This window comes from Microbacterium sp., from assembly GCF_051953575.1.
Taxonomy (GTDB): domain Bacteria; phylum Actinomycetota; class Actinomycetes; order Actinomycetales; family Microbacteriaceae; genus Microbacterium.
In genome coordinates this window covers 1-13,847 of the sequence record NZ_JBQCIP010000191.1, presented here as the reverse complement: position 1 = coordinate 13,847, position 13,847 = coordinate 1, and the positions used below count along the sequence as shown (strand labels likewise).

Here is a 13,847-nt window from a genome sequence, read left to right as displayed (position 1 = left end):
ACGGGGATCGCGGCGATCACGGCTCCCGCGGCGAAGAGCCCCCAGTTCGAGGCGAGCTGGTTCGAGACCCACTGGTACATGCCCACCGCGAGCGTCCAGTTCTCTTCCGAGACCAGGACGATCTTGGCGATGATGTAGTCGCCGAACGCGGCGATAAAGGCCAGCAGCGCGACGACCGCGAGGATCGGCGTCACGAGCGGCATGATGAGCCGCCAGAAGATCTGGGCGTGCGTGGCGCCGTCGATCTTGGCCGACTCGTCGATCTCGATGGGCACGGTGTTGAAGAACCCGTACATGAGGAACGTGTTGACCCCGAGGGCGCCGCCCAGGTACACGCAGATGAGGGCGATCTTCGAATTTAGGCCCAGCGCCGGCACGACCTCGCCGAGGGTCAGCAGCATGAGGAAGATCGCGACGAAGGCGAGCGCCTGCGGGAACATCTGGATGATCAGCAGCCCGGTCAGGCCCGCGCGGCGGCCCGAGAAGCGGAAGCGCGAGAACGCGTACGCCGCCGCCGCCCCCATCAGCACCGCGCCGACCGACGAGATTCCGCCGATCAGGAGCGTGTTGCCGGCCCACGTCCAGAACTGCGTCTGACCGAGCGCGAAGAAGTTCGACAGGTCGACGACGCTGAACAGCGCGTTGCTCGCCGCCAGCGTGCCGTGCGGGTTGAGCGACGCCGACAGCACGTAGACGAGCGGGAAGATGGCGTAGAAGATCACGACGACGGCCAGCAGATACTTCCAGCCGACCTCCAGCAGCCAGCGACGGCGGCGGGCGCCGCGACGAGGGTCTGAGACGGTCGTGGCGATGGTCATCACTGGAACTCCTCAAGCTTGCGGGTCTGGCGGAAGGCGATCGCCGAGATGCCGCCGACGACGGCGAACACGAGGATCGACAGCGCGCTCGCGAGGCCGTAGTCGGCCGCGCCGCCCGATACCCCAGAGATGTCGTAGATCGCCGAGATGAGGATGTCGGTGGCGCCGAGCGCGTACGGCGCACCGGGGATCGACGGCCCGCCGTTGTTGAACATGTAGATGACCGTGAAGTTGTTGAAGCTGAACGCGAACGACGAGATCAGCAGCGGCGCCGTCGCCACGAGCACGAGCGGCAGGATGATCGACCGCAGCTGGCGTGCCCGGCCCGCGCCGTCGAGGGATGCCGCCTCGAGCGTGTCGCTCGGCAGCGCCTGCAGGGCGCCCGTGCACACCAGGAAGTAGTACGGGTAGGTGAGCCACAGGTTCACCCAGATGACGGCGGCCCTCGCCAGCCAGGGGTCGCCCAGCCAGTTGATGTGGGCGCCGAAGAAGAAGAGGTCGTTGATCACGCCGAACTCGGCGTTGAACATGCCGCGGAACAGCAGCGCCGACATGAACGCCGGGAACGCATACGGGAGGATGTACAGCGTCCGCAGGAACCGGCGGCCCTTGATGCGGGCGTCGTTGTAGATGAGCGCGAGCAGCAGGCCCAACGCGAAGGGCAGCAGCACCGACAGGGTCGCGAACACGAAGGTCCACGCCGTGACCGAGAGCAGGGTGCTCGCGAGCGCCGGGTCGGTGAAGATCCGGACGAAGTTGTCGAAGCCGACGTTGACGTACCAGCCGGCCGGCAGCGTCGAGCCGTCCTCGGCGACGAACGAGCCTCTGTCGGTCGCCGTGTAGACGGTGCCCGTCGTGGTGTCGGTGATCGTCTGGGCGCCGGCATCCCACACCAGCGTCGACTCGTAGACGGCGCCGGTGGAGCCGTCGCGCGTGCGGATCGAGCCGTCGTTGGGGTCGTCCGACACGGGCACGCGAAGCGCTGCGATCTGCCCCTGAAGGTCGGCGTCGGTGATGACCGTCGCCTTGGGAACCACGGTCCAGCCGGGCACCTCGGTAGGCGTGCCGGCCTGGCCGATCTCGGCCCCGCGCACCTCGTCGAGCGGCTCTTCGGCGGTGCCCGCGAGCACGTCGCCGTCGTCGCCGACGATCGCGAAGCCCAGCTGGTCGCCGCGCTGGAGCACGGAGAGCGGGTAGGTGGGGGAGTCCTCCACCCGGCGCTCGCCCTGGATGAGGGCCGCCTCGACGGCCTGCTCCTGCGTGCCGGCGTGACCGGTGCCGTAGTTCGTGAAGGCGATGTACGCCGTGTACCCGAAGATGAACACCTGGAACACCAGCAGGAACACCAGCCCGGGGACGAGGTACTTCAACGGCAGCGCCCGACATGTGAAGTACACGACGTCGGCGGCCAGCAGGAGCACCAGCATCCCGACGAAGACGACCCACGACTCGGCGCGGAACGCGCTCAGCAGCGTCATGACGCCGAACGCGTTCACGAGCGCCATGAGCACGAGCTTCACGAGGAAGCCCCAGCCGGGACCGCGCCAGCGGCGCGCGTGCGACTCGCGCGGCGGGCGGGACGCGGCCGCCGGCGGTGAGGAAGGTGCGTCCACCGTCATGGGGGTGCTCCTGTCGAGGAAGGGCGGGTCGGGGTGGAGTCCGGGAGGCGAGGAGAGGCACTCGCCCGCCTCCCGGAGAGGGTGCCGGCTGTCAGGGGCAGCCGGCGGTCGTGCGGGTCAGGGACTCAGCCCTTGACCGCGGTCTCGACGTCGGCGACCATCTGGTTCCACGTCGACACGGGGTCGGCGCCGTTGATGATCTGCGACTGGGCGGCGTTCCACAGGTCCCACACCGATCCCATCTCGGGGATGCTCGGCATCGGGACGCCGTTCTGCGCCGACGCGAGGAAGCCCGCGATGATCGGGTCGGACGCGACCTCGGCGGCCAGCGTCGACCAGGCCGGGATGCGGGGATCCGCCTCGTAGAGCGCACGCTGCGCCTCTTCGGTGCCGAGGTAGTCGACGAGGAACGACTGCGCGAGCAGCTTGTTCTTCGACTGCGAACTCAGGTAGAAGCCCTGGACGCCCACGAACGGGGCGGCAGGCTGGCCACCGGCCGACGGGATGGGGCTCACCACGATGTTCTTCACGTCCGGGTAGGCGCCGATCGCCCACGGACCCTGGATCGTGTACGGAGCCTTGCCCGAGTTGAAGAGCTCGTTGTTGATGTCGTAGTCGACGGTCGTGGAGAGGTAGCCGGTGCCGTTCTTGCCGTTGGCGCCGAGCCACTGCGCGAACGCCTCGCCCGACGCGCCGCCCATGCCGACCTCGGTCGTGTACGAACCCGACGCGTCCTGCACGAACACGGGCGCGCCGAACGAGGTCTGGAAGCCGTACATCGTGTAGCCGTCGCCGGTCTCGCCGTTGGTGTTGATGACGAACGGGCGCTCGGTGCCGGCCGCGAGACCCTTCTGGATCATGTCGTCCCACGTGGCCGGCGCGTCGCTGCCGACGAGATCGGCGTTCTGCACGAGGGCGATGGTCTCCAGCGAGTACGGGAGGGCGTAGAGCTGCCCGTCGTAGGTCATCGCCTCGAGTGCGACGGGCTCGAACTCGGATGCCTTGTCGCCGAGGTCGATCGTGTCGACGACGCCGGCCGCGACCAGCGCGCCGAGCCAGTCGTGCGCACCGACGGTGATGTCGGGGCCCTTGCCCGTCGGCACCTGGGCGATGAAGTCGTTGCGGAGATCCTCGAAGTTCTTCTTGACGATCTTGACCGTGGCGCCGGTCTCGTCCTCGAATGCCTTCGCGGCGTCCTTGACGGCGGCCTGACGCTCCTCGTCCGTCCAGATGACGAGTGCGGCGCCATTGCCGTCGGTGTTGCCGTCGTCGGCGCTGTCGGCCGATCCGCCGGCGCAGCCGGCGAGGACGACCGCTGCCGTGAGCGCCAGCGCTCCGAATGCGATCTGCTTGCGCATGGGTTTCCTTTCGGTGGGTGTGATGGAGATGGGGATCAGGGGGCGGGGGCGAGCCGGACGACGGCGACGCCGCCGGCGGGCACCGTGAGCGTGCCGTCCACGGCAGCACCGGTGATGAGCTCCACGCCGGCGGCTGCGAACGCGGCCGCGTCGTCGCGGTGGTTGACCGCGATGGCGAAGTCCGCGCCGTCGCCACGGCGCACCACGACCTCGAGCCCCTCCGGGTGGTCGGCGGGCGCGATGCCGGCGTCCGCGTACACCTCGGTCATGACGGTGCGGAGGGCGGCGGCATCCAATCGCGTGCTGATGTACCAGCCGACGCCGGAGCCGTGCGTGTGACGGGTGATGGCCGCGCCGCCGGCGCCCGGGCCGTCGACATAGGTGCCGATCGCCTCGGCGCCCGCGAGGAGGAGGTCCTCCTGCCACGCGTCGGCGAGAAGGGATGCCGCACCGCGCCACTGAACGGTGTGTCGGGCGCCTTCGCGCAGGGGCAGAAACTCCTCGACCGTGAGGCCGAGGGCGTCGCGGAGCGGGGCGACGAAGCCCCCCGCGGGCACGGCGTCGTTCTCGTCGACGATCGCGGAGAAGAACGAGACCACGAGCGTGCCGCCGGACTCGACGTAGCGGGTGAGGTTCTGCGCGTCGGCGGCGCTCAGCAGGTACTGCGCCGGGGCGACGACGAGCCGGTACTCCGACAGGTCCTGCCCGGGCAGGGCGAAGTCCACCGTGATGCCGTCGCGCCACAGCCGCTCGTAGAACGAGCGGATGCGCTCGGCGTGCGCCACGTCGACCGACGGGCGCCACTCGAGATCCTGCGCCCAGAACGACTCGAAGTCCCACAGGATCGCCACGTCCGCCCGGACGCGGGAGCCGCGGACCTCGTCGAGGCGACCGAGGACGTCGCCGAGTCCCACCACCTCGCGCCACACGCGAGAGCCCGTGCCGGCATGGGGGACCATCGCGGAATGGAACTTCTCGGCGCCGGAGCGTGAAGCGCGCCACTGGAAGAACAGGATCGCGTCGGCGCCGCGGGCGAGGTGCGTGATCGAGTTGCGGGCGAGCTCACCCGGACGTTTGGCGACGTTGCGCGGCTGCCAGTTCACGGCGGAGGTGGAGTGCTCCATCAGGATCCACGGCTTGCCGCCGCCCACCGACCGCGACAGGTCCGCGGCGATCGCGAGGCCGATCTCGCCCTCGGGGTCGGCCGCGACGAGATAGTGGTCGTCCGAGACGATGTCGACCTCGCGCGCCCACGCCCACAGGTCGGTGGTCCAGCTCTGGTTCGCCATGAAGTTGGTCGTGATCGGCTGCGTCGCGTGCGCGCGGATCGCATCGCGCTCGGCGACGAAGCACGCGCGCAACTGGTGGTCGGTGAACCGGGCGAAGTCGAGGCGCTGGGCGGGGTTGACCACCGAGGGGGCGGCGGCGGGGGCGCCGATGTGCTCCCATGCGCCGTAGCGCTGGCCCCAGAACGCCGTGCCCCATGCCGCGTTGAGGCGGTCGAGCGACCCGTACTTCTCCTGCAGCCACAGCCGGAACGCGCGGACCGACTGGTCCGAGTAATCCTCGCCGACGGGCACCCCGTACTCGTTGTGCACGTGCCACAGGACGACGGCGGGGTGATCGCCGTAGCGCTCGGCGAGTGCCGAGGCGATGCGCACGATCGCCTCCCGGTATGCCGGCGACGCGTGCGAGGCCATGCCGCGCGCGCCGAAGCCCATCGTGACGCCGTCGCGGGTGACGACCCGGGCATCGGGATGCTTCGCGAAGAACCATGCGGGCGGTGAGGCGGTGGGGGTGCCGAGGTCGACCGAGATGCCGTTCTTGTGCAGCAGATCGAGCAGCTCGTCGAGCCACGCGAAGTCGAACACGCCCTCGTCGGTCTCGATCAGCGCCCACGCGAAGATGCCGACGCTGACGAGGTTGACCCCGGCCTCACGCATGAGGGCGACGTCTTCGCGCCACACCTCCTTGGGCCACTGCTCAGGGGTGTAGTCGCCGCCATAGGCGATGCCCTGGATCTCGGGCCAGCGGTCGGTCGAGGTCATGGACGCTCCATCGGGTCGGTTGCAGGGCTCATGCCCCGTCGCTCGGGGCGGTGGTCGCCATCACTGGGACCGGTCACAGTGTTGCTCGAGCGGATGCCGCGCCGCACGGCCGCTCCAGCAACCGTTACCGAACTGTGACCGGTCACAGGGTGCGATCGTGTCGGCGGCCGGATCGTGCGCAGGAGCGGGGTAGAGTCACTCGTCGTGGACGAGACGACCGCGCGGCGCAAGCCGACGATCCGCGATGTGGCGGCGGCCGCAGGGGTGTCCCGCGGGACCGTCTCGCGCGTCATCAACGGCGGGCACTGGGTGTCGCCCGACGCGCGCGCGGCCGTCGAGGACGCGATCCGGCGCACCGGATACACCGCGAACCACGCCGCCCGCAGCCTCGCGACGGGCCGGGCGGGCTCCCTCGCGTTCCTGCTCACCGAGCCGCAGCACCTGCTCTTCCAGGACCCGACCTTCGCGCTCCTGCTGCGCGGAGCGGCCGAAGCGCTCGCCCAGCGCTCGATGACCCTGGTGCTCCTCGTCGCAGGCACGCCCGCCGAACGTGCGGGCGTGGCCACGTTCGTCGGGGCCGGCCACGTCGACGGCGTGCTGCTCATCTCGTCCCATGAGGCAGACCCGCTGCTGGAGCAGCTGCTCGAGGCGGGCGTCCCCACGGTCTGCTGCGGCATCCCGCTCGGCCACGAGGCGAACGTCCCCACCGTGTCGGTGGACGAGATCGGTTCGGCACGCGAGATGACCCGCTACCTGCGCTCGCGCGGGCACCGGCGGATCGCCATGATCGCGGGGCCTCACGACACCCCGGGCGGGCGGTTCCGTCTCGTCGGGTTCGAGCAGGAGATGGGCGACGACTTCGACGCCTCGCTCGTCGAGGAGGGCGACTACAGCCAGGAGTCGGGCGCCGTCGCGATGGCCAGGATCCTCGAGCGCGCCCCCGACGTCGAGGCGGTCTTCGCCGCGAGCGACCTCATGGCCGCCGGTGCCATCGCGGCGCTGCGCAAGGCGGGCAAGCGGGTCCCGGACGACATCGCGGTCGCCGGCTTCGACGACTCCGGCCTCGCCGCCACGCACGAGCCTCCGCTCACCACGATGCGCCAGCCGTGGGAGCGCCTGAGCGACGAGATGGTGTCGCTGCTGCTCGAGGTCATCGGGGGCGGCAGGCCCGGGCCGGTGACGCTGCCCACGACGCTGGTGGTGCGCGAGAGCGCGTAGCCGCCGGACCCGACTGTTACGTTTCACCCGCTGCGGGCCCGCAGACGGGCGCCCGCGGTCACAGCGCCGGGTGCGGCATCCACTCGAACTAGACTCTCCTGGTGACTTCCGGCCGCCAGTCCTTCTACATCACGACGCCGATCTACTACCCGAGCGACGTGCCGCACATCGGCCACGGCTACACGACCGTGGCGGTCGACACCCTCGCGCGCTGGCACCGCCAGGCGGGCGACGACACCTGGATGCTCACGGGCACCGACGAGCACGGCCAGAAGATGATGCGGGCCGCGTCCGCCAACGGCGTGACCCCGCAGGAATGGGTCGACAAGCTCGTCACCGAGTCGTGGTTCCCGCTGCTGAAGACGCTCGACGTCGCCAACGACGACTTCATCCGCACGACGCAGCCGCGCCACGAGGAGCGCGTCAAGCAGTTCGTGCAGGCGATCTACGACCGCGGCTACATCTACGCGGGCGAGTATGAGGCGCTGTACTGCGTCGGCTGCGAGGAGTTCAAGCCCGAGTCCGAGATCGTCGACGGAACAGGCGCGTTCGAGGGCCTGAAGGTCTGCGCGATCCACTCCAAGCCGCTGGAGCTGCTGCAGGAGAAGAACTACTTCTTCAAGCTGAGCGAGTTCCAGGACAAGCTGCTGGAGCTGTACTCCACGGTGCCGGACTTCGTGCGGCCCGAGTCGGCGCGCAACGAGGTCGTGTCGTTCGTCAAGAACGGCCTGAAGGACCTGTCGATCTCGCGCTCGGCGTTCGACTGGGGCATCACCGTGCCGTGGGACCCGCAGCACGTCATCTACGTGTGGGTGGACGCGCTGCTCAACTACGCGACCGCCATCGGCTACGGCACCGACCCCGAGGAGTTCGCCCGCCGGTGGCCCGCGTACCACGTGGTGGGCAAGGACATCCTGCGCTTCCACGCCGTCATCTGGCCGGCGATGCTGATGGCCGCCGGTCTCGAGGTGCCGCGTGGCGTCTTCGCGCACGGCTGGCTGCTCGTCGGCGGCGAGAAGATGTCGAAGTCGAAGCTCACCGGCATCGCCCCGACCGAGATCACCGACGTGTTCGGCTCGGACGCCTACCGGTTCTACTTCCTGTCGGCGATCGCGTTCGGCCAGGACGGCTCGTTCTCGTGGGAGGACCTGTCGGCCCGGTACCAGGCGGAGCTCGCCAACGGCTTCGGCAACCTCGCGTCGCGCACGACCGCGATGATCGAGAAGTACTTCGAGGGAGTCGTGCCGCCCGCCGCCTCGTACGAGCCCGGCGATCTCGCGATCCAGAAGACGGTGGCGGATGCCGCAGCCGCCGCCGATGCGGCGATCGAACGGTTCCGCATCGATGAGGCGATCTCGTCGATCTGGACGATCGTCGACGCCCTGAACCTGTACATCACCGAGAACGAGCCGTGGGCGCTCGCGCGCGACGAGTCGGCGCGCGGACGCCTCGGCACCGTGCTCTACACCGCCGCCGAGGGCCTGCGCGCCCTGGCCGTGCTGCTGTCGCCGGTGATGCCCGAGTCGACCGAGAAGCTGTGGATCGCACTCGGCGCGGCCGAGTCGCTCGGCCGCCTGCAGGACCAGCCGCTGCGTGAAGCCGGGGCATGGGACGTGCTGAAGCCCGGCACGTCGGTCAACGGGCTGGCTCCGCTGTTCCCGCGCGTCGAGCAGACGGCCTGATGGCTGCGGTGCCCGAGCGCGCGGTGCCGTACCCGGCCCAGGCCGCTGACCCGTCGCAGTACGTCCGCACCCGCGAGAAGGGCTCGCGCGACGTCAGCTACCCCGACGCGCCCGAGCCCCTCGCGGTGCCGGTGTACGACAACCACGCGCACCTCGAGATCGAGGACGGCGTCGGCCTGTCGCTCGACGAGCAGCTGACGCGCGCAGGCGAGGTCGGCGTGATCGGCGTCGTGCAGGCCGGCGGCGACATCGAGTCGAGCCGATGGTCGGCATGGGCGGCGGCATCCCATCCCCGCGTCCTCGCGGCCGTCGCGATCCACCCGAACGAGGCCCCCGCGTACGCCGCGGCCGGACGCCTCGACGAGGCGATCGGCGTCATCGACGAGCTGGCGGCGCAGCCGCGCGTGCGCGCGATCGGCGAGACGGGACTGGACTTCTTCCGCACCGACGACGATGGTCGCCCGGCGCAGTTCGAGAGCTTCGAGGCGCACATCGCGCTGGCGAAGAAGCACGGCATCGCGATGCAGATCCACGACCGCGACGCGCACGACGCGGTGCTCGAGACGCTCGTGCGTGTGGGCGCCCCGGAGCAGACGGTGTTCCACTGCTTCTCGGGCGACGCCGAGATGGCGCGCGTGGCGGGGGAGCGCGGGTACTGGCTGTCGTTCGCCGGCAACGTGACGTTCAAGAACGCGCAGAACCTGCGCGACGCGCTCGCCGTGATCCCGCGCGACCGCATCCTCGTCGAGACGGATGCCCCCTTCCTGACGCCGACGCCGCACCGCGGCCGCCCCAACGCGCCGTACCTGATCCCCGTGACGGTGCGCTTCATGGCCGCCGAGCTCGGCATCGAGCTCGACGAGCTGTGCGCGCAGATCGCAGCCAACACGCTCGAGGTCTACGGCCCGTTCGAGGACTAGGGTCGAGTCCGTGGACGACGAGCTGTGGGATCTGGTGGATGCCGCCGGCCGTCCGCTCGGAACCACTCATCGCCGTGGCGACCCGAGCCTGCCGCGGGGCGCATTCCACGTCGTGTCGTCGGTGTGCGCCGTTCGCGCGGACGGGCAGGTGCTGATCTCTCAGCGCGCGGCCGTGAAGGACTGGGCGCTGGACTGGGAGTTCGCCGCCGGCAGCGCACTCGCGGGTGAGACGAGCCGTCAGGCGGCCGCCCGCGAGCTGTGGGAGGAGACCGGGCTGCGGGCCGCTGCAGATGCCCTGGTCTTCGTCGGGAGGGTCGTCGAGCAGTCGGCGCTGTTCGACCTCTACGTGGCGCACGACGTCGACCCCGCGACGCTCATTCTCGACCCGGAGGAGGTCGCCGCGTCGGAGTGGGTGACGCTCGACGACGTGCACGCGCGCTATCGCTCGGACTTCGCCGGGCCGTGGGTCGCCCGCCTGGACGCGCTCTGGCCGCAGCTGTTGCGAGCGGTACGCGCGGGCGGCGCTGCGCGGTGACGGTCTTCGCGGCGTATTCGCCGGATGCCGGCGCTCTGGCACCGGCCGTGGTGTCGCTGCGTCCCGCGACGAAGGGCGACGTCGACGCGATCCTGCGGATCGAGGTCGCGGCCGGGCGTCCGGCGGGCTCGGTGGGCAGCGCCGACGGGTACCGGCGCGCGATCGCCGATCCTGACCGGTGCGTGCTGGTCGCGGTGTCGGATGGTGCGGAGCATCCGGTCGTGGTCGGGTGGGCGAAGACGCACCATCACACAGACGTGGCAGATCCTGCGCCGGCTGGGCACTACCTCGCCGGGATCACGGTGGATCCGGCGTGGCGCCGACGCGGTGTCGCGGCGGCTCTGACCGACGCCCGGATGCAGTGGATCGCCGCCCGCTGCGACGAGGCGTTCTACGTCGTGAACGCCCAGAACCGCGCGTCGATCGACCTGCACACGCGGTGGGGTTTCACCGAGGTGCTGCGCGCACCGCGTCTCACGGGGGTCGAGTTCGAGGGCGGCGTGGGGATGCTCATGCGGGCATCCCTGGACCGTTGACGGGGATGCCGGACCGAACCCCATCCCGAGCCGGCGCGGTCAGTCGATCAGCGGGCGTCCGCCCGCCCCGGGTTCGTCCTTGTCGGCGACGTCGTCCGCCTGGTCCGCATCCAGCACGGGCTTGGCCGCCGCGATGTTGCGGATCGGCCGCCAGACGAGCAGCAGCGTCACCGCGGAACCGGCGAACGCGAACCACCACGGCGCGGTGAGGCCCCACGTCTGGGCGATGAGTCCGCCGAGCAGCTGCCCGATCACGAGGCCGCCGAACACGCCGACCATGTTGACCGATGCGATGCGTCCCTGCAGCGAGATCGGCACGAGACGCTGGCGCACGGTGGTGGAGATGGTGCCCCACACGAACGCGTACAGGCCGAAGCCGAACATGATGATCAGGGCGACGACGCCGTTCGTGGTCAGCGCGAACGACAGGTGCATCAGCACCTCCAGCGACAGGCACACGCGCATGAGCGTCGAGAACGACACGTGCCTCTCGAGCCATCCGAACGAGAAGACGGCGACCATGCCGCCGAGGGCCGACGCCGTCGTGAGCGCTCCGTAGCCGATCGCGCCCATGTGCAGGTGCTCCGTGGCGTACAGCACGAGGACGCTCCAGGGCGCGGCCCACGTGACGTTGAACACCAGGATGATGAGCACGAGCGTGCGCACCGGCGGGTTGTGACGCAGCCACCGCAGCCCTTCGCGGATCGGATGCGGCTTCACCGGCGTGCCGTCGGCGTTGACCGCCGCGGCACCCGTGGCGGCGGCATCCTTCTCGGGGATCGGGGTGTGCGAGATCCGCGAGATCAGCAGCACCGCGAGAGTCACGCACAGGATCTGCAGCAGGAACGGCCAGAACGAGCCGACTGCGAACAGGAACGCGCCCAGGGGCGGTCCGGCGAGCTGGTTGGCGACCAGATAGCCCGCCTGCATGCGGGCGTTGCCGATGCCGAGGTCGGCGGGGCGCACCATCATCGGCAGCAGCGTGCTGCCCGCGGAGTCGGCGAAGACCTCGGCGGTGCCGTACAGGAACGCCGTCGCGAGCACGATCCACACGCTCGCGTGGCCCGTCACCAGGAACACGACCAGCGCTCCGACGATGACCGCACGGATGCCGTTGGCGAGCATGACCAGCCGGCGCCGGTCGTGGTGGTCGGCGACCGACCCGGCGAGCAGGCCGAACAGCAGCCACGGCAGGAACTGCATCATCGCGCCGGATGCCACCAGCACCGGCGACGAGGTCATCGACGCGATGAGCAGCGGTGCGGCCGACAGCGCGATCCCGTCTCCGAGATTGCTGGTCCACGACGAGGCCAGCAGCCAGCGGAAATCCTTGCCCAGGCGGCGTGGAGCGATCAGTTCGCCGAGCGAGGGCATCCCAGCATCCTATGGGACCGGGAGCCCGCGCCCGGGCGTCGGCGTCAGCTCGTGGCCGGTGCGTCCTTGCGGTGGACGAACAGGGTCTCGGTCTGCTCGATGTCCATGCCCTTCGTCTCGGGCACGCGCCACGCGACGTAGACGAACGACAGCGCCGCGAACAGCGCGTACATGCCGTATGTGAGCGGCAGCGACCACGACGACATCGCCGGGAACGAGATCGTGATGAGGAAGTTCGCGATCCACTGGGCGCCCGCGGCCACGCCCAGCGCCTTGCCGCGGATGCGGCTCGGGAAGATCTCGCCGAGCAGCACCCAGACCAGCGGACCCCACGATGCGCCGAACCCGACGACGAACACGTTGGCGGCGACGAGCGCGATCGGGCCCCACGGGGCGGGCAGCGTGACGGCGCCGTCGGCGTTCGTCTCGGAGAACACGAAGCACAGCGCCATCAGGCCGAGCGAGACCGTCATCATCACCGAACCGGTCAGCAGGATGGGCTTGCGCCCCACGCGGTCGACCAGGAAGATCGCGATGAGGGTCACCAGCACGTTCGTGATCGAGGTCACGACGCTGATCGTGAACGAGTCGCTCTCGTCGAACCCGACCGACTGCCACAGGCTCGTCGAGTAGTAGAAGATCACGTTGATGCCGACGAACTGCTGGAACACCGACAGGATGATGCCGACCCACACGATGCGCTGAAGGCCCAGCACCGGTCCGCGGATCGAGACGCCCGCGTTCTTGCGGTCGGCCTCGATGGCCTTCTGCAGTTCGCGGATGCTCTGGTCGAGGTCCGCCGGGGGCATCAGCCGTGCGAAGATCGCCCGCGCCTCGTCGTGCCGGCCCTTGGACAGCAGGTAGCGCGGCGATTCCGGCAGCGTGAACGAGAGGATGCCGTACACCGCCGACGGGATCACCCCGACGAGGAACATCCACCGCCATGCCTCCAGGCCGAGCCACAGCACGTTGTCGGCGCCGCCGGCAGAGTTCGCGAGCAGCGCGTCCGACAGCAGTGCGGCGAAGATGCCGAGCGTGATGGCGAGCTGCTGCAGCGAGGCGAGGCCGCCGCGGATCTGCCGGGGTGCGATCTCGGCGATGTACGCGGGAGCGACGACCGACGCGATGCCGATGCCGAGACCGCCGATGACGCGCCACAGCGCGAGGTCCCACGGCGAGAAGGCGAGACCGGCGCCGATCGACGAGACGAAGAACATGATGGCGCCGAGGAACATCACCCGCAGGCGGCCCCAGCGATCCGACAGGTTGCCCGCGATGATCGCGCCGACCGCGCAGCCGAGCAGCGCGATCGCCACGACGAAGCCGGTGATCACGTCGTTGAGCGCGAAGTCCTTCGAGATCGAGTCGACGGCGCCGTTGATCACCGAGGAGTCGAAGCCGAAGAGGAATCCGCCCACCGCGGCGGCGACCGACAGTCCGATCGCGCGACGGCCGTAGGGGCTGCGGAGCGAGAATGCGTCCGCCGGGATCGTGCCGGTCGTGTTCATGTCCGTCACGCTAGCGCTCGCCCGGAGCCAGCGGGGGCCCTTGCGCGGGCGGGTCGGCATGTGCGAGCGCGAACGGCGCGAACCGGGGATGCCGCGGCCCCCGGCATCCCGTCGGTACTGTGGAGGCATGCCCGTCACCCTGCTCGGCGCGGCCGAGATCCGCGCGCTCGCCGCCGACCTCGACGTCACCCCGACCAAGAAGCTCGGGCAGAACTTCGTCGTCGACGCCAA

General features: G+C 70.0%; 11 protein-coding genes and 1 pseudogene. 6 read left to right on the top strand and 6 right to left on the bottom strand.

What is annotated here, in order from left to right; translation table 11 throughout:
• From ACTHNQ_RS11810 to ACTHNQ_RS11795, 4 genes are all read right to left on the bottom strand, one after another.
• On the bottom strand, window positions 1-818 hold an 818-nt coding region (locus ACTHNQ_RS11810), incomplete at its 3' end, for a sugar ABC transporter permease (RefSeq protein WP_440333616.1).
• A complete protein-coding gene (locus ACTHNQ_RS11805) occupies window positions 818-2,437 on the bottom strand; it encodes an ABC transporter permease subunit (protein ID WP_440333614.1) in 1,620 nt (539 codons plus the stop codon). The genes ACTHNQ_RS11805 and ACTHNQ_RS11810, both read right to left, overlap by 1 nt.
• Before the next feature lie 125 nt (window positions 2,438-2,562).
• The gene (locus tag ACTHNQ_RS11800) at window positions 2,563-3,795 is read right to left on the bottom strand and encodes a sugar ABC transporter substrate-binding protein (protein WP_440333612.1); all 1,233 of its coding nucleotides are present in this window, start codon (window positions 3,793-3,795) and stop codon (window positions 2,563-2,565) included.
• A gap of 35 nt (window positions 3,796-3,830) precedes the next feature.
• Complete coding sequence (locus tag ACTHNQ_RS11795) at window positions 3,831-5,843, bottom strand: beta-galactosidase (protein ID WP_440333609.1); 2,013 nt, start codon at window positions 5,841-5,843, stop codon at window positions 3,831-3,833.
• A gap of 204 nt (window positions 5,844-6,047) precedes the next feature.
• On the opposite strand from ACTHNQ_RS11795, the gene ACTHNQ_RS11790 reads away from it, so the two are divergent.
• The 5 genes from ACTHNQ_RS11790 to ACTHNQ_RS11770 all read left to right on the top strand — a co-directional run bounded on the left by ACTHNQ_RS11790 (window position 6,048) and on the right by ACTHNQ_RS11770 (window position 10,734).
• The gene (locus tag ACTHNQ_RS11790; RefSeq protein ID WP_440333608.1) at window positions 6,048-7,061 is read left to right on the top strand and encodes a LacI family DNA-binding transcriptional regulator; all 1,014 of its coding nucleotides are present in this window, start codon (window positions 6,048-6,050) and stop codon (window positions 7,059-7,061) included.
• A gap of 101 nt (window positions 7,062-7,162) precedes the next feature.
• On the top strand, window positions 7,163-8,743 hold the full coding sequence (gene metG / locus ACTHNQ_RS11785) for a methionine--tRNA ligase (RefSeq protein ID WP_440333607.1): 1,581 nt from the start codon (window positions 7,163-7,165) through the stop codon (window positions 8,741-8,743).
• Window positions 8,743-9,663 (top strand): TatD family hydrolase, encoded by a 921-nt coding sequence (locus ACTHNQ_RS11780; RefSeq protein ID WP_440333605.1) that lies wholly within the window; start codon window positions 8,743-8,745, stop codon window positions 9,661-9,663. Before metG ends, ACTHNQ_RS11780 begins: the two co-directional genes overlap by 1 nt.
• Window positions 9,664-9,673: 10 nt before the next feature.
• Window positions 9,674-10,198, top strand: coding sequence for an NUDIX hydrolase (locus ACTHNQ_RS11775; protein ID WP_440333603.1), 525 nt, complete (start codon window positions 9,674-9,676; stop codon window positions 10,196-10,198).
• Window positions 10,195-10,734 carry an N-acetyltransferase family protein gene (locus ACTHNQ_RS11770; RefSeq protein ID WP_440333602.1) on the top strand — a complete coding sequence of 180 codons (540 nt, stop codon included), beginning with the start codon at window positions 10,195-10,197 and terminating at the stop codon, window positions 10,732-10,734. The genes ACTHNQ_RS11775 and ACTHNQ_RS11770 overlap by 4 nt, the downstream gene beginning before the upstream one ends.
• 39 nt (window positions 10,735-10,773) lie before the next feature.
• Here the strand turns inward: ACTHNQ_RS11770 and ACTHNQ_RS11765 are convergent, their stop codons facing one another.
• Window positions 10,774-12,108 (bottom strand): MFS transporter, encoded by a 1,335-nt coding sequence (locus tag ACTHNQ_RS11765; RefSeq protein ID WP_440333600.1) that lies wholly within the window; start codon window positions 12,106-12,108, stop codon window positions 10,774-10,776.
• Window positions 12,109-12,152: 44 nt separating this feature from the next.
• Window positions 12,153-13,616: a sugar porter family MFS transporter gene (locus ACTHNQ_RS11760; RefSeq protein ID WP_440333598.1), complete on the bottom strand. Its 1,464-nt coding sequence runs from the start codon at window positions 13,614-13,616 to the stop codon at window positions 12,153-12,155.
• A gap of 127 nt (window positions 13,617-13,743) precedes the next feature.
• Here ACTHNQ_RS11760 and ACTHNQ_RS11755 point away from each other — a divergent pair.
• Window positions 13,744-13,847, top strand: a pseudogene (locus ACTHNQ_RS11755) (16S rRNA (adenine(1518)-N(6)/adenine(1519)-N(6))-dimethyltransferase RsmA); the annotation flags it as partial.

What these genes read in the sequence shown, in the direction of transcription:
- ACTHNQ_RS11805 (WP_440333614.1), bottom strand. Translation starts at nt 2,437, where the DNA reads ATGACGGTGGACGCACCTTCCTCACCGCCGGCGGCCGCGTCCCGCCCG.
- ACTHNQ_RS11800 (WP_440333612.1), bottom strand. Translation starts at nt 3,795, where the DNA reads ATGCGCAAGCAGATCGCATTCGGAGCGCTGGCGCTCACGGCAGCGGTC.
- ACTHNQ_RS11795 (WP_440333609.1), bottom strand. Translation starts at nt 5,843, where the DNA reads ATGACCTCGACCGACCGCTGGCCCGAGATCCAGGGCATCGCCTATGGC.
- ACTHNQ_RS11780 (WP_440333605.1), top strand. Translation starts at nt 8,743, where the DNA reads ATGGCTGCGGTGCCCGAGCGCGCGGTGCCGTACCCGGCCCAGGCCGCT.
- ACTHNQ_RS11765 (WP_440333600.1), bottom strand. Translation starts at nt 12,108, where the DNA reads ATGCCCTCGCTCGGCGAACTGATCGCTCCACGCCGCCTGGGCAAGGAT.
- ACTHNQ_RS11760 (WP_440333598.1), bottom strand. Translation starts at nt 13,616, where the DNA reads ATGAACACGACCGGCACGATCCCGGCGGACGCATTCTCGCTCCGCAGC.